A 21,651-nucleotide genomic window follows, 5' to 3' on the forward strand; every position below is an offset into this window, starting at 1 on the left:
TACCGGGGGCGAGCTGCGCCGGCCGGACTGGAAGACCATGAGACTTCGCGACCTCTTCAGCGACGACGCTGTGATCGAGCCGCAGGCGGCAGCCGTTGACGTCAAAGGCCTTGCGGTCGACAGCCGCGCGGTAAGACCGGGCGATCTGTTTTTTGCACTCGCCGGCAGCAAGACCGATGGCGCGCGCTTCATTGAATCAGCCATTGCCGCCGGCGCGGTTGCGGTCGCCTGCGATCACGCGCCATCCAGTGATCGTCGCATACCGTTTGTCGTCACCCCCAACCCGCGCCGCGCGCTGGCGCTGGCGGCGGCACGTTTTTATCCGCGGCAACCCGCGACGATCGCCGCCGTCACCGGCACCAGCGGCAAGACCTCGGTCGCGGCATTTGCGCGCCAGGTCTGGGAGCGGCTCGGCCATGCTTCCGCCAGCATCGGCACCATCGGGCTGGTGTCGCCGAAGCGCACGGTTTACGGCTCGCTGACGACGCCGGATCCGATCGCGCTTCACCGGCAGCTCGACGAAATCACCGCCGACGGCGTCACGCATCTGGCGTTCGAAGCGTCCTCGCACGGGCTCGACCAGTTCAGGCTCGACGGTGTGCGCATCTCCGCCGGCGGCTTCACCAATCTCTCGCGCGACCACATGGATTATCATCCTGATGTCGCGCATTACCTCGCTGCCAAACTGCGGCTGTTCCGCGATCTGGTTCCGCCCGGTGGCGCGGCCGTGATCTCGGCCGACCACGATTGCTCGCAGCAGGTGATCGATGCGGCGCGCTCGAAAAATCTGCGCGTCATCGCCGTGGGCCGCGACGCGGACGGGACAGGCGACGGCATTCGGCTGGTCGAGGCCACGGTCGAAGGCTTTGCGCAAAAGCTCGTGCTCGAACATCGCGGACAGCGGCACATGATCAAATTGCCGCTGGTCGGCGAGTTCCAGATCGAGAATGCGCTGGTCGCCGCAGGTCTCGCGATCGGCACCGGCAGTGAGCCGGCGGCCGTGTTCACGACACTCGAACATCTCGAAGGCGCCAAGGGTCGGCTGGAGCGCGTCGGCGAGCATAACGGCGCGCCGATCTTCGTCGATTACGCGCATAAGCCGGATGCGCTGGCGAAGGCGCTGCAGGCGCTGCGGCCTTACGCCAGCCGCAAGCTGGTGGTGGTGTTCGGCGCCGGTGGCGATCGCGATGCGGGCAAGCGCCCGATCATGGGCGCGATCGCGGCCGACAACGCCGACCATGTCATCGTCACCGATGACAATCCGCGCAGCGAGAATCCCGCAACGATCCGCGCCGCGATCCTGGCCGAGGCGAAAGGCGCCGACGACATCGGCGATCGCGCCGAGGCGATCAAGGCCGGCATCTCGGCGCTGCAGCCCGGCGATGCGCTGCTGATCGCCGGCAAGGGCCACGAGACCGGACAGATCGTCGGCGACAAGGTTTTGCATTTCAGCGATCACGAGGCGGTGGCGGCCGCGCTCGCAGCGAGGGTTGCATGAGCGCTACGCCGTTGTGGACGATTGCCAAAGTGGCCCGCGCGTTGCGGGTATCGGGCGAGTTTCCGGACACGCCGATCGATTTCGTGACGCAGGACAGCCGGCTGGTAAAGCCGGGTTGCCTGTTCGTGGCACTCAGCGGCACGCCGAGCGGCGGCTTCATTTCGAGTTTTGCCAGCGCCCGCGACGGCTGGGAGTTCGCCGACAAGGCCGAGGCGTCAGGCGCGGTGGCCATGATTGTCCCGCACCGGATCGAAGGCGTGAAGATTCCGCAGCTCATCGTAAAGGACACGCTGATCGACGGCCTCTGGGGGCTGGCGCGCGCGGCGCGGGCGCGCTTTAGCGGCCCGGTGATCGGGCTCACCGGCAGCGCCGGCAAGACCAGCACCAAGGAATTCCTTGCCGCCTATCCGAACGCCTATGCCAGCCCCAGCAGCTTCAACAATTTCTGGGGCGTGCCCCTGACGCTGTGCAATGCCAGCCCGCGCGCCAGCGTGTGGGTCGTCGAAATGGGCATGAACCAGACCGGCGAGATCGCGCGGCTGAGCGAACTGACGAAGCCGACCGTGGCGCTGGTGGTGAACGTGCAGCCGGTGCATCTGGAAAAGCTCGGCAGTCTGGAGGCGATCCGGCGCGAGAAAGTGAGCATCGCACTCGGCCTGCCCAAAGACGGCGTGCTGGTATTGCCGACCGACGTCGACGCGCCGGAGTGGAACGGCAAGGTGGTTCGTTTCGGCGAGGCATCCGAGGTAAAGGCGTTGAATCATTCGGCGCAGGGCGAAAGCTGGGACGTCAGCGCGCAGGTCGACGGCGAGCAAGTGCGGTTCAGTCTGACACCCGGCGCGCCGCACCGGCTGCAGAACGCGCTGGCGGCGCTGGCATCGATCCATGCCGCCAGCCTCGATGCGATGGCGCTGGCAAAGCAATTGAACCACGTCGGCATCATGTCGGGGCGCGGCGTCGAGCAAATAGCCTGTGGCGTCACCGTCATCGACGACAGTTTTAACGGCAACCCGGCCAGCATGGTGGCAGCGCTCGGCAGCCTGAAGGCGCGGCCGGTAAAGGCCGGCCGGCGCATCGCGATTCTCGGCGACATGCTGGAACTCGGCGCCGACGCGCCCGCCTATCACGCGAAGCTCGCGGGTGATCTGCCCGGCCTCGATGGCGTCTACTGCGTCGGCCCGCTGATGCGTCATTTGTATGACCTGGTGCCGGCCGGCCGCGCGCTGGGCTGGCATGAAGACCCGGCAACGCTCGATCCGCAGAAAATCGCGGCCCTGCTCAGGGGGGGCGACGTGGTGGTGGTCAAGGGCAGCAAAAAGATGTTCTGGGTGAACAAGTTTGTGCCGAGGTTGCTGGCCGCGCTAGCGGCAAAAGCGTAAACTGGCCGGGCTGGCTACCCCTTGTTTTTGCATGGCGATTCGCTGACCTTGCCTGCGAGATGACCAAGATTTGCTTGGTTTGAGGACGAAAACGATTATCAAGGCGCAAGTGCTGCGCCTCCCGCTGAAGACGGCGCAACCAAGCCGCGTGATAGGGCATATTGAATGTTTTACTGGCTGATCGAGCTTTCCAACACCGTTCCCGGTCTTGGTTTCCTCCGCGGGCTCCTGAACGTCTTCCGCTACATCACCTTCCGCACCGGCGGGGCGATGGTGACGGGGGCGCTGTTCGTGTTCCTGTTCGGTCCCTGGATCATCGATCATCTGCGGCTGCGGCAAGGCAAGGGCCAGCCGATCCGTGCCGACGGTCCGGCATCACACCTGATCTCGAAGAAGGGCACGCCGACGATGGGCGGGCTGATGATCCTGTCGGGGCTCGTGGTGGCGACACTGCTGTGGGCCAATCCGGCCAACCCCTATGTCTGGATCGTGCTGGCGGTGACGCTCGGTTTCGGCTTTGTCGGATTCTACGACGACTATCTGAAGGTGACGAAGCAGACCCATAGCGGCTTCGCCGGCAAGCTGCGTCTCTTGATCGAATTCGCGATTGCGAGTGGGGCCTGTTACGCGCTGGTGCGGCTCGGCCGCGACGCGTCCTCGACTTCGCTGGCGATCCCGTTCTTCAAGGAACTGGTGTTCAACTTCGGCTGGTTCTTCGTGCTGTTCGGCGCTTTCGTGATGGTCGGCTCCGGCAACGCCGTGAACCTGACCGATGGTCTCGACGGTCTGGCCATCGTACCCGTGATGATCGCCGCCGCCAGCTTCGGCATGATCTCGTACCTGACCGGCAACGCGGTCTTCTCGGACTATCTGCAGATCAATTACGTCGCCGGCACCGGTGAACTCGCTGTGCTGTGCGGCGCGGTGCTGGGGGCGGGCCTCGGCTTCCTCTGGTTCAACGCGCCGCCGGCCTCGATCTTCATGGGCGATACCGGCTCGCTCGCGCTCGGCGGCATGCTGGGCGCGATCGCGGTCGCGGTCAAACACGAGATCGTGCTGGCCGTGATCGGCGGATTGTTCGTGCTCGAAGCCGTCTCGGTGATCGTGCAGGTGGTGTCGTTCAAGCTGACGGGCAAGCGCGTGTTCCGGATGGCGCCACTGCATCATCACTTCGAGCAGAAGGGCTGGACCGAGCCGCAGATCGTGATCCGGTTCTGGATCATCGCGGTGATGCTGGCGCTGGCCGGCCTCTCGACGCTGAAACTGCGGTGATCGCCTTGCGTCGGACTTCCGAGGTCAAGCCTTGATCCCCGTCACCTCCTTTGCGGGCAAGACGGTCGCCGTCTTCGGCCTCGGCGGCTCGGGGCTGGCGAGTTGCCACGCGCTCAAGGCCGGCGGCGCCGAAGTGGTCGCGGGTGACGACTCGGCCGACAATGTCGCCAAGGCAGCGCAAGCCGGCTTCATCACCGCCGATCTGCGCAACGTGTCGTGGACGAATTTTTCCGCATTGATCCTGACGCCCGGCGCGCCGCTGACGCATCCCGCGCCGCATTGGTCGGTGCTGATGGCGCGCCAGGCCGGCATCGAAGTCGTTGGCGACATCGAATTGTTCTGCCGCGAGCGCCGCCGCCACGCGCCGGAGGCGCCGTTCGTCGCCATCACTGGCACCAACGGCAAGTCGACCACGACGGCGCTGATCGCGCATCTGATGCAGGTCGCCGGCTACGACACCCAGATGGGCGGCAATATCGGCACCGCGATCCTGTCGCTGGAGCCGCCGCGGATGGGACGGGTGCATGTGGTCGAGATGTCGTCCTATCAGATCGACCTTGCGCCCTCGCTCGATCCGTCCGTCGGCATCCTGCTCAATGTCAGCGAAGACCATATCGATCGCCACGGCACGCTGGAAAATTATGCCGCCGTGAAGGCGCGCCTCGTCGCCGGCGTGCAGCCGCAGGGCACGTCCATTGTCGGCGTTGACGACGGCTGGTGCCGCAACATCGCCGACCGGCTCGATCAGGCCGGCAAGCGCGTGGTGCGGATTTCGGTGAAAAACCCGCTGCCCGACGGCATCTATGTCGAGCGCGAAACCATCGTGCAGGCGTCGGGCGGCGCGCGCCGCGAGATCGCCAAACTCGGCGGCATCGGTTCGCTGCGCGGGATGCACAATGCGCAGAATGCGGCCTGTGCCGCGGCCTGTGCGCTGGCAACGGGCATTGGCACCGAGACCCTGCAAAGCGGGCTGCGCAGTTTTCCGGGTCTGGCGCACCGCATGGAGCAGGTCGGCCGCCGCGGCAACGTGCTGTTCGTCAACGATTCCAAAGGCACCAATGCCGATGCCGCCGCGCATGCCCTGTCATCTTTTGGCGACATTTTCTGGATCGCCGGCGGCAAGCCGAAGCTCGGCGGCATCACCAGTCTGACCGAATACTTTCCACGCATCCGCAAAGCCTATCTGATCGGCGAAGCCGCGCAGGAATTTGCAGGCACATTGGGGACGCGCGTGCCGCACGAGATTTCGCAGACGCTGGATGTTGCCGTCGCCAGCGCCGCGCGCGACGCGGAGGCCTCCGGGCTTGCCGATCCCGTGGTGCTGCTGTCGCCGGCCTGCGCTTCGTTCGACCAGTATCGCAATTTCGAAATTCGCGGCACTGCATTTCGCGACCTGGTCACGGCGATGCCGGGCGTGAAACCGGTGGTGTGATCCGCCGCGCCGGAGTTGTCGCTGCTGCTCGAAGGCGTCGTAAATGGCAATTCGCGCTTCCTCAAGTATCCGCCTTCGTTTCGCAGTCGCGGTGCTTCCAATGGCCTGCGGGTTTCATGCCGTCGCACATGCGGCGCCGCCAGAGCCGGATCGCGTGTCTCTCAGCGAGCAGACGGTTTCGTGGAGCACCGTCAAATACGCGACCTATGCCGACAATGGCTTCGTCGATGGCTCCTTCGACAAGACGACCATCGTCGGGCGCACGTTCAGGGCTCACGTGCTCGAGAACCGTTATCTGAAGGTGACGCTGGTGCCCGAATTCGGCGGGCGGATTCTCTCCATCATCTACAAGCCGACCGGGCACGAACAGCTCTACCGCACCGAAGTCGGCGTGCCCTACGGGATGAAGGCCGGCGTGTTCTATTACGACTGGCTGATGGTCTATGGCGGCATCCTCCCGACGTTTCCGGATGCCGAGCACGGCAGGACCTGGCTGAAGCCGTGGGATTTCAAGGTGGTCAAGGAGACCGCCGGCGAAGTGACGGTGGCGATGTCGCTCACGGACGATTTCGGGTATTCCGCGGCGCCAAAACAATTCGTCAGGGGTTCGACGGGGATCGAAGCGACTTACTACGTCACGCTGAAGGCCGGTCGCGCCGCGCTCGATGCGCGCATGGTGCTGAAAAATCCGAACGACAAGACGATCGACTACGAATACTGGACCTGCACCACGCTGGCGCCGGGATCGGACCCGAACCATCCCAAGGCGACCGGCGGCGCCGAAATCATCGCGCCGATCGCGGCCTACAGCACGCCCCACTGGTCGGCCAATCTGTCCGAGGGCGACGACAGCGCGGGCACCGGCAAGTTTCGTTTCGAAAAGCTGCGCTACTTCAGGAACTGGCCGACGATGGGCATCGCCTACGCCGCGCCCGACATGCAGGGCGGAAATTTCTGGGGCGTGATCAACCACGACAACGAGGAAGGCATCATCCGCATCGCCGACAACACCGTCACCCCAGGCCTGAAGATGTGGACCTGGGGATATCCCTCGTTCACCAACGAAACCGACGCCCGCAAGGATCCGAACCAGCTACGGCCCTACGTCGAATTATGGGCCGGCGTGTCGGACCAGTTCTTTCACAGCGCAAAATTCCCGGCACGCGGCGAAGTGTCGATCCCGGAAACCTACAGCCCGACGGTGGGCATGCGCAATGTGACGGATGCGAACGGCAATATCCTGGTCAATCTCGCGGCCACGGCATCCGGCGTGGATCTTCAGTTCGTCAGCCTTGAGCCGGCCACGCCGTTGCGCGTGACGTTGAAACGCGGTGATGCGATCCTGTTCGACGACACGGTGACATCAGACCCGAAGAACGGCAATCGCATTTCGGCGGCGCTGCCCGCCGACGGCAGCGGCGAGCAAATACGGCTGACGATCGGAGCGGCGCAAGGCAACGCCCTGATATCAGCCGAGACAAAAATAAAATAGCTTGGTGCCGGCGACGAGGGGGAGACATTTGCAATGACGACAATCAGGATCGGTCTGGCCGGCTGCGGCTTCGTGTCGGAGCTGCACATGCATGCCTACCGGCGCGTCTACGGCATGGATGTCGAAGTCAAGGCCGTCGCGGCGCGCGGCGAGCAGGTTGTCGATTTTGCCCGCCGGCACCGGATCCCGACCGCGTATCGCAGCTTTCGCGATCTGATCGCTGACGGCGAGATCGATGTCGTCGACATCTGCACGCCGCCCAATCTGCACGCCTCGATGATCGTCGAGGCGATGCAGGCCGGCAAGCATGTGATCTGCGAAAAGCCGTTCAGCGGCTATTTCGGTCGGGACGGCGACACGGCGCCGATCGGCAAGCACGTGCCCAAGGCGCGGATGTACGAACGCGTGCTCGAGGAAATGGAAGCAACCCGCGCTGCGATCAACCGCACCGGCAAACTCTTCATGTATGCCGAAGACTGGATCTACGCGCCGGCGGTGACCAAGACCGTGGAGATCCTCAAGGCCACCAAAGACAAGATCCTGTTCATGAAGGGGGAGGAGAGCCACAGCGGCTCGCACGCCGCGCACGCGGCGCGATGGGCGATGACCGGCGGCGGCTCGCTGATCCGGATGGGATGCCATCCGCTGTCAGCCGTACTCTATCTCAAGCAGGTCGAGGCCAAGGCGCGCGGCGAGACGATCGGGGTCGCCAGCGTGATCTGCGACGTCGGCAATGTCGCGGCATGCCTGCGGCCGGAGGAGCGAACCGTGCTTAGGGCTAATCCGGTCGACGTCGAGGACTGGGGCATGCTGTCCGTCACCTTCTCCGACGGCACCAAGGCCACGGTATTTTCCGGCGACATGATTTTAGGCGGCGTGCGCAACCTGATCGAAACCCATACCAGCAGCGGCGCGCTGTACGCCAACATCACGCCGAACACGCACATGATGACCTACCAGACCAGCGAGGAGAAACTCGCGGACGTCTATATTACCGAAAAGGTCGATCGCAAGATCGGCTGGCAATATGTCTGCCTCGAGGAAGAATGGACGCGCGGCTATTTGCAGGAAATCCAGGATTTCATGGAATGCGTCGCGACCGGCCGGCAGCCGCTGTCGGATCTCGCGCTCGCGTTCGAGACCATCAAGGTCAACTACGCCGGCTATTGGGCCGCCGAAGAGGGCCGTCGCGTCACGCTGTGAGCCGAAGCGTGATGGCTTTTGGTTGAGTCAGCGCAGATGTTCGTTCACCTCGCCCCGCAAGAGCGGAGCGAGGGAGATCAAGCCCATCCCGCGCTAGGCGGCGTAGACCGACGATTTCGGCAGCGGGAAAACCGGATCCTGGGTCCGGATATTGGTCGGCCAGACCACCGAGATATGTTCGCCGGCGTTTTGCATCACCACCGGCGTCGAGCGTTCGTTCTGGCCGGCGAGCTGCGTGCCGGGCGGATAGAATTTGACGCCGTAGCCCTGGATCGTGCCACCCGCCGGGATGTCGACGTCGAGCGCCGCCTTGCGAATGGAATCGGGGTCGAAGCCGCCATATTTGTCCTTGGCGACGGGCAGCACGTTGTTGAGCAGGATCCAGGTCTGGTTGAAGCCCATCGAACAATGCGGCGGAACGTCGGTCGCGCCGGTCTTCTCTTTGTAGCGTGTGACCATGGTCTTGGTGAGATCGCCGATCCCGGGCGCCAGCTTCGCGGGATCGAGCAATTGCGCGGGCACCGGATCGATATTGCAGAAATTGTCGATGTCCGCGCCGAAGGCCGCGCGCAGCTTGTCGAGCTGGCTGTAGCCGGCGCCGGCGCCGAACAGCATCTTGAAACGAAGGCCGCTTTCGCGCGCCTGGCGCAGCAACAGGGTGATGTCGGGGTTGTATCCGGCGTGCGAGATCACGTCGGGCTTGGCGCGCTTGAGCTTGGTGACCAGCACCGAGAGGTCGGGCGCGGATGCCGAATAGCCCTCCTTGAGCACGATCTGAAGTCCGGCTTCCTTGGCATAAGCCTCGTCGGCAGCGGCGACACCGACGCCGTAGGGGCCGTCTTCGTGAATCAGCGCGACCTTGACGTCCTTGGGCTCCAGGCCGAGCTTGGCCTTGGCGTGTTCGGCGAGGAAGCCCGCAAAGGCCTGGCCGTACTGATCGGAATGAATTTGTGCGCGGAACACGTATTGCAGGTTCTTGTCCTTGAACACGGCAGTCGAAACCGCGGTGGTGATCCAGAGGATCTTTTTCTGCTGCTCGACCTTGGCTGCGAGCGGAACGGCGTGCGCACTTGCAAAAATGCCATTGATGATGTCGACCTTCTCCTGGTCGATCAGGCGTGAGGCCTCGTTGATCGCAACGTCGGGCTTGCTCTGGGAATCGGCGTTGACAGGGGCGACCTTGTACTTGCCGCCGACGCCGCCCTTCTCGTTGACGAGGTCGATCGCGATTTGCGTGCCGACCGAGGAGGCGACCGAGCCGCCGGCCGCGAACGGGCCGGTCAGGTCGTAGATCACGCCGATGCGCACCGTTTCGGCTTGCGCCTGCGCGCGCGTCCAATCCAAGGTGGCTATGGCGGCAGCAGCGGCGGAATTTTTCAGCAGCGTTCGTCGTGAAGTCGGCATCGTGTCCTCCCCACCCAACTGGTCTTTTTGACCGTCTTTTCTGCTTTTTTTACGAGTATTTGGCGGTTGCGCGGGAAAGTCAACACGAACACCTGCGCGCCAGGCGGAGCAAGTCATGCGGCCGATTTCAGGGGCCGGGCGCGTTTGATCCGCTCGCGTTCGCGGGGCGAATGCATCGCATCCCACAAGTCGCCGCGCCGCTGCACGTTCAGCCAGAAATCCGGGCTGTTGCCGAACACGCGAGCAAGAATCAGCGCCGTGGCCGCGGTGACGGTGCGACGATTGTTGCACAACTCGTTTACGTGCTTGCGCTGTACCCCCATCGCCTTGGCAAGGGCGCCTTGGGTCAAACCCATCGGTTCCATGAATTCTTCAATCAGAATTTCACCGACGCTCGCCGGCTTACGCTTCGTCGTCAACATCATGTCTCAACTCCAGAATGAGTAAGTGTACCACTCAACGGTACAGGAACAAGCTGCCCGGCAATCCGCTTCCGCGAGCCTTGTGGCGTGAAGTTTTGCGATCATGTGACGGCGTTGCCGGGCCTTAAGCCGGTGGTGTGAAAGCTCGGTTGTCGTCACCCGCGAAGGCGGGTGACCCAGTATTCCAGAGACGTTCGTTATCGGACGGAGAGGCCGCGGCGTACTGGATACCCGCCTTCGCGGGTATGACGACTTTTTGTGAGGCGTGGCCACCCTTCCTCAAAAGTTATCGTCCCCATTAACCCCTTGGAAACCATCCTCGGCCACCAATGGGCGTTACCTCTGCCATTTGGGGACGCCCATGCTCGCCCGTGACCAACGCACCCCGTTTTCGGAATGGTGGTGGACCGTGGACAAGTTGCTGCTTGCCGCGATCATTGCGCTGATGCTGGCCGGCATCATCCTGTCGCTGGCGGCGAGCCCACCGGTGGCGACACGCATCGGGCTCGATCCCTTTCACTTCTTCAGCCGGCACGTGATGTTCCTGCTGCCGTCGTTCATGGTGCTGATCGCGGTGTCGTTCATGTCGCCGAAGGCGATCCGCCGCAGCGCGCTGCTGGTGTTCGTGGTCTCGATCGTTTTGATCGTGGCGACGCTGGCGTTCGGGCCGGAGGTGAAGGGCTCGCGGCGCTGGATCACGATGCTCGGCGTCAACATCCAGGCGTCCGAATCTGCAAAACCGGCTTTCGTCGTCATGGCGGCGTGGCTGTTTGCGGAATCGACCAAGCGGCCGGAAATGCCGGCGACCTCGATGGCGATCGTGCTGCTGTTGATGGTGGTGTCGCTGCTGGTCATGGAACCCGATTTCGGCCAGACCATGCTGCTGCTGATGGTGTGGGGCGCGCTGTTCTTCATCGGCGGCATGCGGATGATTTGGGTAGCCGGTCTCGCCGGCGCCGCCGGTGCCGGATTGTTCGGCGCCTATCTCCTGGTTCCGCATGTCGCCGGCCGCATCAAGCGCTTCATGAATCCGGCCTCGGGCGACACCTTCCAGGTCGATACCGCGATGGAAGCGTTCTGGAACGGCGGCTGGTTCGGCCTTGGCCCCGGCGAAGGTATTGCCAAGCGCAGTCTGCCGGACAGCCACACCGACTTCGTGTTCGCAGTGGCGGCGGAAGAATTCGGCATCATTCTCTGTCTGGCGCTGGTGGCCCTGTTCGCCTTCGTCGTGATCCGCACGCTGCTCCGCGCCTACCGCAGCGAGGATATGTTTTCGCGCTTCGCAGCTTCCGGTCTCGCCATCCTGTTCGGCGTGCAGGCTGCGATCAACATGGCGGTCAATCTGCAGCTGATCCCCGCCAAGGGCATGACCTTGCCGTTCATCTCCTATGGCGGCTCCTCGATCGTCTCGCTGGCTTATGGCGTCGGCATGATGCTGGCGCTGACGCGGTTGCGCCCGCGCACCGAGGTGGAATCGATGAACGACGCCACTACGGCGCGCAGTTACGCCTAGAACCGGCCTTGGCTCGCAAAGGTTGCAGCAAAGGCGCATTAAATCTTAAGCAAAATTCTGTAAAAGCACCGCCAGATTCCTAAACGATTTTGCCGCAAGCTGAGTCTTGGCGCATCAACCGCAGGAAACGGTGACACCATGAGTATCGACTACGTCAGCGGCGAACACCCCGATGAAGCCAATCGCAGGGTGGTCCGGTTTTTCGGCATCTGCCTTGGTGTTCTCGTCTTTGCCTATGCTCTCCTGTCGTTTCGCCTGTTCCTGGAGCGCGGAGCGTTCGAAGCGACCGACCTGCTGCTGATGTCGGCGCGTGCGCTGCTGGGGGCGGCGGCACTTGTGGTCATGCTCAATCCGGGCTGGCTCGCGCGTCTACTGGACCGCGAGGTCGGGTTGATGGGCAGACTGTTCGAGGACGGCTTTGCCAGTGCCGGCGCCCGGGAAAGGATCCGGCTAATCGTGCTGGTGACGATGCTCAGCCTGCTGCTGGAACTGGTCATGATTCGCTGGCTGGCGTCGGTATTCCCGGTATTCTCGTTTTTCAAGAACTTCACCCTGCTGGCCTGTTTCCTCGGCCTCGGCGCCGGATATGCGGTGGCGGAGAAGCAACCCTGCGCGCCGGCGCTGGTGCTGCCGATGCTGGCGCTGTTCGTCGCCGTCATCACGCTGCTGCGTTACGACGTCGGCGCCGGCAATGGCTTGTTCACGGCTATACCGATGCACGAGCAAACCACTGTCGGTGTCCCGACCGAGGGCCCGAGCTGGATCGGGTTGTTGCACGAGGGCGGACCGGTCTACCTGTTGCTGGCGATGAGCTTCGTGCTCTGCGCCTGTATCTGCTATCCGGTCGGCCAGCTCTGCGGCAAGTTGCTTCACAGCGCCGACGCGCTGAAGGCCTACGGCCTCAACCTGATCGGCAGCATAATCGGCGTCGTGGTGCTGTGCGCGATGAGCCTGTTCTGGCTACCCCCAGTGGTCTGGTTCACCGCGGTCGGCGGCATCCTGCTGTTTTTCGTGCTCTCGCGCGATACGCGACTGCCCTTGGGGGTGGCCAGTTTTTGTCTGCTGCTCACGGTGCTGTCATGGCCGGTTCAGCCTGAAATCCAGCGGATCTATTCGCCCTATCAATTGCTGGAGCGGATGGCCAAGTCCGACGGGCTGATGAACCTGCTGTCGGGCGGCGCCTATTATCAGAAGGTCTTCAACCTTTCGGAGAGCAATCGCGGCCACGAGCCGGAAGAGGATCGCTACGTCCGCGCCTATTACGAGTTTCCGTTCAGCTTCAAGAAGAAGCCCGAGCGTGTCGCCATTGTCGGCGCCGGCAGCGGCAACGACGTGGCGGCGGCGCTGCGCATGGGCGCTTCGCATGTCGATGCGATCGAGATCGATCCCGCCATTGCCGATCTCGGCAAGCACTATCATCCCGAGCACCCCTACGACGATCCGCGCGTCACGCTGCGCATCAACGATGCCCGCAACTTCTTTCGCACGGCCCACCAGCAATACGACCTGATCATCTATGGCGTGCTGGATTCCCATACCGCGCTCAGCCACGCCTCCAACCTCCGGGTCGATTCCTACGTCTATACGCGGGAGGGAATCGAGGAGGCATTCAAGCTGCTGAAGCCCGATGGCGTGATGTCGGTGGCATTTGCGCTGCCGAATGAATCGCTCGGCTTCAAGCTGTCTCACATCCTTCAGGATATCCCCGGCGCCGGAAAGCCGCTGGCGGTTCGCGTGCGTTATGATGCGAGCACGACCACGGCGTTCATCACCCAGAAGGGCAGCAACGTCGCCATGCCCGAAATCGGCGACCTCGCCGCGATCGGATTCACCGACGTCTCCGCCCACTTCGCGCAGCCCTATCCGGCAGCCAGCGTCCCGACCGACGACTGGCCGTTCTTCTACATGATCGAGCGCACCTATCCGGTGAGCTACATGATCGCGCTCGGAATGGTGCTGGTGTTGAGCTTCATGTTCGTGCGCAAGACCATCGGCCTGCGCGGTACGGTCGAGCGCGGCTACCTGCCGTTCTTCTTTCTCGGCGCCGGCTTCATGCTGGTGGAGACCAAGGCGATCACCGAACTGGGGCTGCATCTCGGCGGCACCTGGTTTGTCATCGCCGCGACCATCATCCTGGTTCTGGGCATGGCATTCCTCGCCAATCTGATGGTGCGCGGAAAGGTCTTTCAGCAGGCCGGGCTTGCCTATTTCGGGTTGCTGGTCAGTCTGCTCGTCGGATATTTCTACGCCCGCAACCACGGGCTTGTCGTTTTCGGTTCGCCGCTGGCCAGTCTGGCGCTCAGTTGCGTGCTGCTGACGCTGCCGTTGTTCTTTTCCGGTATCGTTTTCTCGAGCCTGATCGGCAGATCCGACGTCAACATCTCGACCGCGCTTGCCTACAACTTGATGGGCGCGCTGTTCGGCGGCCTGATGGAATACAACTCGATGTATTTCGGATTTGCCTTCCTTTATCTGCTCGCCATGGGATTCTACTTCCTCGCCTGGATGCTGTCGTGGAATCCGGCGGCGGTGTGGACGCGGCGGCGGCTGGGTCTTCTCGGCGAGGGCTCGGTGCCCTAGCGTTTTTGATGACTAACGTCGCGTCATCGGCTATTTGAGGCCATGACCGACACCCCACTGATCCTTCTGGCCGCCGGCGGCACCGGCGGCCATCTGTTTCCGGCCGAGGCGCTCGGCGTCGAACTGATCCGGCGCGGGCTGCGTGTGCGGCTGGCGACCGACGCGCGCGCGCTGCGCTACAGCGGGCTGTTCACCCCTGACAATATCGACGTGGTGCCGAGCGAAACCGTGCGCGGCCGCGATCCGGTGTCGCTCGCGCGCACCGCCTTCATGCTCGGCTACGGCACGCTGGTTGCTGCCAAACTGGTGCGGCGGCTGAAGCCATCAGCCGTGGTCGGTTTCGGCGGTTATCCGACGGTGCCACCATTGATGGCTGCAAAACTGCTCGGCGTATACAGCGTCATTCACGACGCCAACGCCGTGCTCGGCCGCGCCAATCGCTTTCTCTCGGGCCGCGTCGACGCAATCGCGACCTCGCTGCCCGGCGTGCTCGATCGCGATCCGTCGTTGGCAAGCAAGACCACCACCGTCGGCACGCCGATGCGCCCCGCCGTCCTTGCCGCCGCCGCGGTGCCGTTTGCCTCGCCTGAGGCGAACGGGCCGCTGCGTCTGCTTGTCGTCGGCGGCAGCCAGGGCGCGCGGGTGATGAGCGACATCGTGCCATCAGCCGTCGAGCGGCTGGAGCCGACATTGTGGAGCCGTCTGATCCTGACGCAGCAGGTGCGTGACGAAGACATGGCGCGGGTGCGCGCGGTCTATGACCGGCTCAAGATCAACGCCGAACTGGCGCCGTTCTTCAGCGATCTGCCGGCGCGGCTGGCGTCGAGCCATCTGGTGGTGTCACGCTCCGGCGCCGGCACGGTGGCCGAACTCGCCGCGATCGGCCGGCCTTCGATCCTGGTGCCGCTGCCCGGCGCGATCGATCAGGACCAGTTCGCCAATGCCGGCGTGTTGTCGCAGGCCGATGCGGCCTTGCGGATTCCGCAGAACGAATTCACGCCCGACCGGCTGGCGTCTGAAATCTCGGCACTGGCCGCCGAGCCGGCGCGGCTGGCCGCGATGGCGACCAAGGCCCGCAACGTCGGCCGGCTCGATGCCGCCGAGCGGCTGGCCGATCTGGTGATGAAAGTGGCCGGAATCTGACGTCTCGTCGTTCCGGACAGGCCGCGAAGCGGACTGATCCGGAATCTCGAGATTCCCCGGGGTGCAATTGCACCCCTGAGGTTCGATGCTTCGCATCGCCCCGGAATGACCGGAAAAAGCCCTTGTCATGCCCCGCGAAAGCGGGGCATCCAGTACTCCGCGCAGCTGATTTGAGCTTCGGCTTCGCGGAATGCTGGATCGGCCGCCCTGGTGCGCAAGGGCGCACAAGGCGGACGATGACGACAGGAAATGCACCATGAGACTGCCGCGCGAGATCGGACCCATTCACTTCGTCGGGATCGGCGGCATCGGCATGAGCGGCATCGCCGAGGTGTTGTGCAATTTGGGCTATACCGTGCAGGGCTCGGACGCGTCCGAAAGCGGCAACGTCGCGCGGTTGCGCGAGAAGGGCGTCAAGGTTTCGGTCGGCCACAAGGCCGAGAATGTCGACGGCGCCGACGTCGTCGTGGTCTCGACCGCGATCAAGCGCGACAATCCGGAATTGATGGCGGCGCGCGCCCAGCGCATTCCGGTGGTGCGACGCGCCGAAATGCTGGCCGAACTGATGCGGCTGAAGAGCTGCGTCGCGATTGCCGGCACCCATGGCAAGACCACGACGACCACGATGGTGGCAACCCTGCTCGGTGGTCTCGATCCGACCGTCATCAACGGCGGCATCATCAATGCCTATGGCTCCAATGCGCGCCTCGGCGCCGGTGACTGGATGGTGGTGGAGGCCGACGAAAGCGACGGCACGTTCCTGAAGCTGCCGTCCGACGTCGTCATCGTCACCAATATCGACCCCGAGCACCTCGACCACTTCAAGACGTTCGAAGCTATACAGGACGCGTTCCGTAATTTTGTCGAGAACGTGCCGTTCTACGGCTTTGCGGTGATGTGCATCGATCATCCCGTGGTGCAGACTCTCGTCGGCAAGATCGAGGACCGCCGCATCATTACCTATGGCGAAAACCCGCAGGCCGATGCGCGGCTGGTCGATCTGACGCCGATGGGCGGCGGCTCCAAATTCAAGGTCGTGTTCCGCAACCGCAAGACCGACGCCACGCACGAAATCGCAGACATCGTGCTGCCGATGCCGGGACGGCACAACGCCTTGAACGCGACCGCGGCGATCGCCGTCGCCCGCGAGCTCGGCGTTTCCGACGACGCCATCTGCAAGGCGCTTGCGGGCTTTGGCGGCGTCAAACGGCGTTTTACCAAGACCGGCGAATGGAACGGCGTTAAGGTCATTGATGACTATGGTCACCACCCCGTCGAGATCGCGGCGGTGTTGAAGGCGGCGCGCGAATCGACCGACGGCAAGATCGTCGCCGTGGTGCAGCCGCATCGCTACACCCGCCTGCAATCGCTGTTCGAGGAATTCTGCACCTGCTTCAACGATGCCGACGCGGTCGTGGTCGCCGACGTCTATCCGGCGGGCGAGGCGCCGATCCCGGGCATCGACCGCGACCATTTCGTGCTGGGTTTGCGCGCGCACGGTCATCGCGAAGTGATCCCGCTGCCGAACGCGGGCGAACTCGCCAAGGTGGTTCATGGCCTTGCCGGCCGCGGCGATCTCGTGGTCTGCCTCGGCGCCGGCAACATCACGCAATGGGCCTACGCGCTGCCGGGCGAATTGAAGGCGCTGGGCTAGCCGTGGCTTTTCCCGACATCACGCCCGACCTCAAAGCCGCGATGCCGCAATTGCGCGGGCGGCTGCTGGCGAACCAGCAGCTTTCGGAGTTGACCTGGTTTCGCGTCGGCGGTCCGGCGCAGGTGCTGTTCACGCCGGCGGATGAGGGCGACCTCGCTTACTTCCTGAAGCATCTGCCGAAGGAGTTGGCGGTCTACGTCGTCGGCGTCGGCTCCAACCTGATCGTGCGCGACGGCGGCATCGCAGGCGTCGTGATCCGGCTGTCGCCGCGCGCGTTCGGCGAGACCAGCGCCGAGGGCGACACCGTCAGTGCAGGCACGGCCGCGCTCGACAAGCGGGTGGCGGAAACTGCGGCGGCCGCCGGTATCGGCGGCATGGAATTCTTCTTCGGCATTCCCGGCACCATCGGCGGCGCGCTGCGCATGAACGCCGGCGCCAACGGAAGCGAGACCAAGGACGTCCTGATCGAGGCGGTCGGCATCGGCCGCGACGGCGCCCGGCACGTCTTCGGCAATGCCGACATGAAATTCGTCTATCGCAACAGCGGCGTCGATCCCTCGATCATCTTTGCTTCCGCGCGATTTCGCGGAGCCATCACCGATCCCGAGATCATTCGCGCGCGGATGAACGAGGTGCAGACCCATCGCGAAACCGCGCAGCCGATCCGTGAAAAGACCGGCGGTTCGACCTTCAAGAATCCGCCCGGCCATAGCGCATGGAAACTGGTCGATGCCGCCGGCTGCCGCGGCATGCGCGTCGGCGGTGCGCAGGTTTCGGAAATGCACTGCAATTTCCTCATCAACACTGGCAACGCCACCGGGCATGATATTGAAACACTGGGCGAAACCGTACGTGAACGGGTTAAAGCTAATTCCGGAATCGAGTTACATTGGGAAATCAAGCGGATCGGGAATTTCAAATGACTGTCATTCCGGGGCGATGCGCAGCATCGAACCCGGAATCTCGAGATTCCGGGTCTGGTGCTAGCGCACCATCCCGGAATGACGACAGAACCTAATCAGCGGAAAGACACGATGCGGACGACCATTCTCTTCGGCGGCACCAACAAGGAGCGTCTGGTCTCGGTGGCGAGCGCGCAGGCGCTGCACCGGGCGTTGCCGGAGGCCGACCTCTGGTTCTGGCACGCGGCCGACACCGTGCATGAGGTGAAATCCGAGACCCTGCTCAATCACAAGCGACCGTTCGAGGACGCGTTCGAGCCCGGCCATCGCGGCGTCGGATTCGAAGCTGCGCTCGACCAGGCCAAAGCCGAAGGTCGCCTGCTGGTGCTCGGCCTGCATGGCGGCAGGGCGGAGAATGGCGAGCTGCAGGCGGCGTGCGAAATGCGCGGCATTCCGTTCACGGGATCCGGTTCGGCGTCCTCGAATCTCGCCTTCGACAAGACCGCGGCCAAGCGCTTTGCGGCGATTGCCGGCGTCATGGCGCCGGAGGGCATCGCGCTGGAAGATATCGACGCGGCGTTTGCCGAATACGGCAGACTGATTGCGAAACCGGCGCGGGACGGATCGAGCTACGGCCTGATTTTCGTCAACGCCAGGCAGGATCTTGTTGCCGTCCGCAATGCGGCGAAAACCGAAGAGTATCTGATCGAGCCGTTCGTCTCCGGTGTGGAAGCCACCTGCGGCGTGCTGGAGCGCTCGGACGGCACTATCCTGTCGCTGCCGCCGGTCGAGATCATTCCGGGGGAGGGCGCGTTCGACTACACCGCCAAATACCTGCTGAAGTCGACCCAGGAGATCTGCCCGGGACGATTTCCCCCCGACGTCAGCGCCGCGATCATGGAGCAGGCGCTGCGGGCGCACCGGGCACTGTCCTGCAGCGGCTATTCCCGCACCGACTTCATCATCTCGGCCAAGGGGCCGGTCTATCTGGAAACCAATACCCTGCCGGGTCTGACGGCGGCCTCGCTCTATCCCAAGGCGCTGAAGGCGCAGGGGATCGAATTCGCGGATTTCCTGCGCGACCAGATCGTTCTGGCCGAAAAGCGCAGCCGGGAGCGGATTTGACCACGGCGCCAAGGCCTTAACAGGACCTTGGGCCGGGAACCGGCCCGGCCATGAGAATTATTACTAAAATCCTAACCAATGTCCGGCAAACTACTCAGAAGACGGACCAAAACGCGCGTCCATCGCCCCCAATTTACCCTTTGTTTACCAGGAAGTCCGAAGGTTAACGCTGGCGGCGCATGTGGCGCTTGGCTGCCGGGGCGTTCGCTGTTCCGACTTTAAGGTCAGCACTTGAGCCCGGCATCACCGAGAGTCATCTGCGCCAGAACTCGCAAAAATGCTTGCGGGAACAACACTTGACGAGCTCGTGCAATGGATGGTGCAGGACGCCTCGCTCGATCGCTGAGATCGCTGGGGCCCCAAGCTGACCTGAAAGCCGCCGCCATCGGAGCGGTGGTGTTGCTGCGCGAGCGGTTGGGCCTTCGTGCCCGGACCCGACCCACGATCGATCGCACGCCGCCAAACCGGCTCATCCTGTGGCTGGAGCGCACCCTTCCGAACCGCACCGGCGTCGCCCTGACCGTACTGATGCTGCTCGGCAGCGCCGGCCTCGGGATCGTCAAGGGCGGCCATCTCGACGCACTGACGGCCACGCTCAGCGATACCCGCAATGCGCTGGCCAATTGGGCCGGGTTCCGCATCACCGCGGTTGCCATCAACGGCCGCAAGCAATTGAGCCAGGACGAGGTGCTCGCGATCGGCGGCGTCAACGGCCGTTCCTCGCTGCTGTTCCTCGATGCCACCACCGTGCGCGACAAGCTCAAGGCCAATCCGTGGATCGCCGACGCTACCATCCTGAAGCTCTATCCCGGCCAGCTCCAGATCGACATCGTCGAGCGGTCGGCGTTCGCGCTGTGGCAGCAGGACGGCCGCCTGTCCGTGATCTCCGAGGACGGCGCGGTGCTGGAACCGTTCGTGGCGCGCCGCTTCGTCTCGCTGCCGCTGGTGGTGGGCAAGGGCGCCGACGGCAAGGCGCGTGATTTCCTCGCGCTGCTGGACCGTTACCCGCAGGTCCGTTCGGTGACCAAGGCCGCGATCTTCGTCGGCGAACGGCGCTGGAATTTGCGGCTGAAAGACGGGCTCGACATTCGCCTGCCGGAAAACGACGTCGGCAACGCGCTGGCCGTCCTGAGCAAGCTCGACAAGGACGACAAACTGTTCTCGCGCGACATCACAGCCGTCGACATGCGCCTGCCTGATAGATTGACGGTGCAGCTGTCGGAAGACGCTGCCAAGGCCCGCGACGAACTGTTCAAGGACAAGAAGACCAAGAAAAAGGCCGGTGACGCATGACCGGCCTCGATCGCAACCAGACCCCGAAGACGCGGCCGATGGACCAGAAGCGCACCGCGCTGGTGGCCTCGCTCGATATCGGCACCAGCAAGATCGCCTGCATGATCGCGCGGCTGAAGCCGTGCCCGCCCAATGACGCCCTGCGCGGCCGCAGCCACGCGGTCGAACTGATCGGCTACAGCCAGATCCAGTCGCGCGGCGTCAAGTCGGGCTCGGTGGTCGATCTCGCCGAATGCGAGCAGGCGGTGCGCCAGGCGGTATCGATGGCCGAACGCATGGCCAAGGTTCGCGTCGAGTCGGTGTTGCTGTCGGTTTCCGGCGGCCGACTGCAGGGCCAGCTGGTCGAGGCCGCCGCCGACATCAAGGGTGGCTCGGTCACCTCCGACGACGTCACCCGCGTCACCTCGACCGGGATGCGCCATGCCACCGGCGAGGGCCGCACCGTGCTGCACGCGCTGCCGGTCGGCTATACGCTCGACGGCGTCAAGGGCATCCGCGACCCCAAAGGCATGGTGGCGCGGCAGTTCGGCATCGACATGCAGGTGGTGACGGCGGACGCCACCGTCGCCCGCAACCTGATGCTGGTGGTCGAACGCTGCCACCTCAACGTCGAGGCCATGGCGGCGAGTCCTTATGTCGCGGGCCTTTCGGTCCTGACCGACGACGAGGCCGATTTGGGCGCCGCCGTGGTTGAAATGGGCGCCGGATCGACCACGATCGCGACCTTTTCGGGGGGCCGCTTCGTCCACGCCTCGGGTTTTGCGGTCGGCGGGCAGCACATCACGATGGATCTTGCACGCGGCGTGGGCGCATGCATTGCGGATGCCGAGCGAATCAAGACGTTATACGGCACAGTGCTGACCGGCGGGTCGGACGCGCGCGAGTTGATGTCCGTACCGACGTCAGGCGACGAACGTGACGCGCCGCAGATTGTTTCGCGCGCCACGATCGCAAACATCGTCCGGCATCGCGCCGAGGAGATTTTTGAAATGGTTCGGGACCGGCTCGCGGATTCTCCCTTTGCGGCAGAGCCGAGGGCGCGGGTTGTCTTGAGCGGCGGCGCGTCCCAGCTCACCGGCACCGTCGAGCTCGCCACCCGTATTCTCAACCGGCCGGTCCGGATCGGCCGTCCGCTCGGCTTCGGCCGGCTGCCCAACGAGGCCAAGAGCGCCTCGTTCGCGGTGCCTGCGGGCCTGCTGGTTTATCCGCAATACGCTCATCTTGAGCATGTCGAACCGCGGCATACGCGGCAGGTCAGGACAGGGACTGACGGCTATTTCGGAAAGGTCGGACGATGGCTTCGCGAGGGCTTCTGATGACCGATCCTGTGACCAAACGA

16 protein-coding genes and 1 pseudogene are annotated in these 21,651 nt (G+C 63.9%); 15 read left to right on the plus strand and 2 right to left on the minus strand.

From position 1 onward, the window contains the following. Positions 1–37 precede the first annotated feature (37 nt). The 6 genes from BLR13_RS25810 (at position 38) to BLR13_RS25835 (ending at position 8,276) form a co-directional block, all read left to right on the plus strand. Entirely contained in the window at positions 38–1,498 is a 1,461-nt protein-coding gene (locus tag BLR13_RS25810; protein WP_074818038.1) for a UDP-N-acetylmuramoyl-L-alanyl-D-glutamate--2,6-diaminopimelate ligase, read from the plus strand. After that, positions 1,495–2,877: a UDP-N-acetylmuramoyl-tripeptide--D-alanyl-D-alanine ligase gene (locus BLR13_RS25815; RefSeq protein WP_074818036.1), complete on the plus strand. Its 1,383-nt coding sequence runs from the start codon at positions 1,495–1,497 to the stop codon at positions 2,875–2,877. The genes BLR13_RS25810 and BLR13_RS25815 overlap by 4 nt, the downstream gene beginning before the upstream one ends. A 165-nt stretch (positions 2,878–3,042) precedes the next feature. Next, on the plus strand, positions 3,043–4,149 hold the full coding sequence (gene mraY, locus BLR13_RS25820) for a phospho-N-acetylmuramoyl-pentapeptide-transferase (protein WP_074818035.1): 1,107 nt from the start codon (positions 3,043–3,045) through the stop codon (positions 4,147–4,149). Positions 4,150–4,180: 31 nt separating this feature from the next. Beyond that, on the plus strand, positions 4,181–5,581 hold the full coding sequence (gene murD / locus BLR13_RS25825) for a UDP-N-acetylmuramoyl-L-alanine--D-glutamate ligase (protein ID WP_074818034.1): 1,401 nt from the start codon (positions 4,181–4,183) through the stop codon (positions 5,579–5,581). A 100-nt stretch (positions 5,582–5,681) separates the two neighbouring features. After that, positions 5,682–7,073: a DUF5107 domain-containing protein gene (locus BLR13_RS25830; protein WP_074818032.1), complete on the plus strand. Its 1,392-nt coding sequence runs from the start codon at positions 5,682–5,684 to the stop codon at positions 7,071–7,073. 33 nt (positions 7,074–7,106) lie between these two features. Continuing rightward, complete coding sequence (locus tag BLR13_RS25835; protein WP_074818030.1) at positions 7,107–8,276, plus strand: Gfo/Idh/MocA family protein; 1,170 nt, start codon at positions 7,107–7,109, stop codon at positions 8,274–8,276. Positions 8,277–8,369: 93 nt separating this feature from the next. On the opposite strand, the gene BLR13_RS25840 is transcribed toward BLR13_RS25835, so the two are convergent. Continuing rightward, on the minus strand, positions 8,370–9,680 hold the full coding sequence (locus BLR13_RS25840) for an ABC transporter substrate-binding protein (protein ID WP_074818029.1): 1,311 nt from the start codon (positions 9,678–9,680) through the stop codon (positions 8,370–8,372). Between the two features lie 113 nt (positions 9,681–9,793). Next, complete coding sequence (locus BLR13_RS25845; protein ID WP_074831112.1) at positions 9,794–10,102, minus strand: HigA family addiction module antitoxin; 309 nt, start codon at positions 10,100–10,102, stop codon at positions 9,794–9,796. A 361-nt stretch (positions 10,103–10,463) separates the two neighbouring features. Between BLR13_RS25845 and ftsW the strand changes: the two genes are divergently transcribed. The 9 genes and pseudogenes from ftsW (at position 10,464) to ftsA (ending at position 21,628) form a co-directional block, all read left to right on the plus strand. Beyond that, a complete protein-coding gene (gene ftsW / locus BLR13_RS25850; RefSeq protein WP_074818028.1) occupies positions 10,464–11,615 on the plus strand; it encodes a putative lipid II flippase FtsW in 1,152 nt (383 codons plus the stop codon). A 138-nt stretch (positions 11,616–11,753) separates the two neighbouring features. Beyond that, entirely contained in the window at positions 11,754–14,195 is a 2,442-nt protein-coding gene (locus BLR13_RS25855; protein ID WP_074818026.1) for a hypothetical protein, read from the plus strand. 42 nt (positions 14,196–14,237) lie between these two features. Continuing rightward, positions 14,238–15,338 (plus strand): undecaprenyldiphospho-muramoylpentapeptide beta-N-acetylglucosaminyltransferase, encoded by a 1,101-nt coding sequence (gene murG / locus BLR13_RS25860; RefSeq protein ID WP_074818025.1) that lies wholly within the window; start codon positions 14,238–14,240, stop codon positions 15,336–15,338. Positions 15,339–15,594: 256 nt separating this feature from the next. Next, positions 15,595–16,992, plus strand: coding sequence for a UDP-N-acetylmuramate--L-alanine ligase (murC, locus tag BLR13_RS25865; RefSeq protein WP_074818023.1), 1,398 nt, complete (start codon positions 15,595–15,597; stop codon positions 16,990–16,992). Between the two features lie 2 nt (positions 16,993–16,994). After that, complete coding sequence (murB, locus tag BLR13_RS25870; protein WP_074818021.1) at positions 16,995–17,915, plus strand: UDP-N-acetylmuramate dehydrogenase; 921 nt, start codon at positions 16,995–16,997, stop codon at positions 17,913–17,915. A gap of 111 nt (positions 17,916–18,026) precedes the next feature. Next, on the plus strand, positions 18,027–19,019 hold the full coding sequence (locus tag BLR13_RS25875; protein WP_074818020.1) for a D-alanine--D-alanine ligase family protein: 993 nt from the start codon (positions 18,027–18,029) through the stop codon (positions 19,017–19,019). 85 nt (positions 19,020–19,104) lie between these two features. Further along, positions 19,105–19,365: pseudogene (locus BLR13_RS41845) on the plus strand (D-alanine--D-alanine ligase); the annotation flags it as partial. Next, positions 19,332–20,312, plus strand: coding sequence for a cell division protein FtsQ/DivIB (locus BLR13_RS25885; RefSeq protein WP_074818019.1), 981 nt, complete (start codon positions 19,332–19,334; stop codon positions 20,310–20,312). The pseudogene BLR13_RS41845 and the gene BLR13_RS25885, both read left to right, overlap by 34 nt. Next, positions 20,309–21,628: a cell division protein FtsA gene (gene ftsA / locus BLR13_RS25890; protein WP_074818017.1), complete on the plus strand. Its 1,320-nt coding sequence runs from the start codon at positions 20,309–20,311 to the stop codon at positions 21,626–21,628. Before BLR13_RS25885 ends, ftsA begins: the two co-directional genes overlap by 4 nt. Positions 21,629–21,651: the final 23 nt, after the last annotated feature.

The sequence above is a fragment of the Bradyrhizobium ottawaense genome, assembly GCF_900099825.1.
In the GTDB taxonomy this organism is placed as follows: domain Bacteria; phylum Pseudomonadota; class Alphaproteobacteria; order Rhizobiales; family Xanthobacteraceae; genus Bradyrhizobium; species Bradyrhizobium ottawaense_A.

What these genes read in the sequence shown, in the direction of transcription:
- BLR13_RS25875 (WP_074818020.1), top strand. Translation starts at nt 18,027, where the DNA reads ATGCGGACGACCATTCTCTTCGGCGGCACCAACAAGGAGCGTCTGGTC.
- BLR13_RS25835 (WP_074818030.1), top strand. Translation starts at nt 7,107, where the DNA reads ATGACGACAATCAGGATCGGTCTGGCCGGCTGCGGCTTCGTGTCGGAG.
- BLR13_RS25810 (WP_074818038.1), top strand. Translation starts at nt 38, where the DNA reads ATGAGACTTCGCGACCTCTTCAGCGACGACGCTGTGATCGAGCCGCAG.
- murC (WP_074818023.1), top strand. Translation starts at nt 15,595, where the DNA reads ATGAGACTGCCGCGCGAGATCGGACCCATTCACTTCGTCGGGATCGGC.
- BLR13_RS25815 (WP_074818036.1), top strand. Translation starts at nt 1,495, where the DNA reads ATGAGCGCTACGCCGTTGTGGACGATTGCCAAAGTGGCCCGCGCGTTG.
- murG (WP_074818025.1), top strand. Translation starts at nt 14,238, where the DNA reads ATGACCGACACCCCACTGATCCTTCTGGCCGCCGGCGGCACCGGCGGC.
- BLR13_RS25845 (WP_074831112.1), bottom strand. Translation starts at nt 10,102, where the DNA reads ATGTTGACGACGAAGCGTAAGCCGGCGAGCGTCGGTGAAATTCTGATT.
- ftsW (WP_074818028.1), top strand. Translation starts at nt 10,464, where the DNA reads ATGCTCGCCCGTGACCAACGCACCCCGTTTTCGGAATGGTGGTGGACC.
- ftsA (WP_074818017.1), top strand. Translation starts at nt 20,309, where the DNA reads ATGACCGGCCTCGATCGCAACCAGACCCCGAAGACGCGGCCGATGGAC.
- BLR13_RS25855 (WP_074818026.1), top strand. Translation starts at nt 11,754, where the DNA reads ATGAGTATCGACTACGTCAGCGGCGAACACCCCGATGAAGCCAATCGC.
- mraY (WP_074818035.1), top strand. Translation starts at nt 3,043, where the DNA reads ATGTTTTACTGGCTGATCGAGCTTTCCAACACCGTTCCCGGTCTTGGT.
- BLR13_RS25830 (WP_074818032.1), top strand. Translation starts at nt 5,682, where the DNA reads ATGGCCTGCGGGTTTCATGCCGTCGCACATGCGGCGCCGCCAGAGCCG.
- BLR13_RS25885 (WP_074818019.1), top strand. Translation starts at nt 19,332, where the DNA reads ATGGATGGTGCAGGACGCCTCGCTCGATCGCTGAGATCGCTGGGGCCC.
- BLR13_RS25840 (WP_074818029.1), bottom strand. Translation starts at nt 9,680, where the DNA reads ATGCCGACTTCACGACGAACGCTGCTGAAAAATTCCGCCGCTGCTGCC.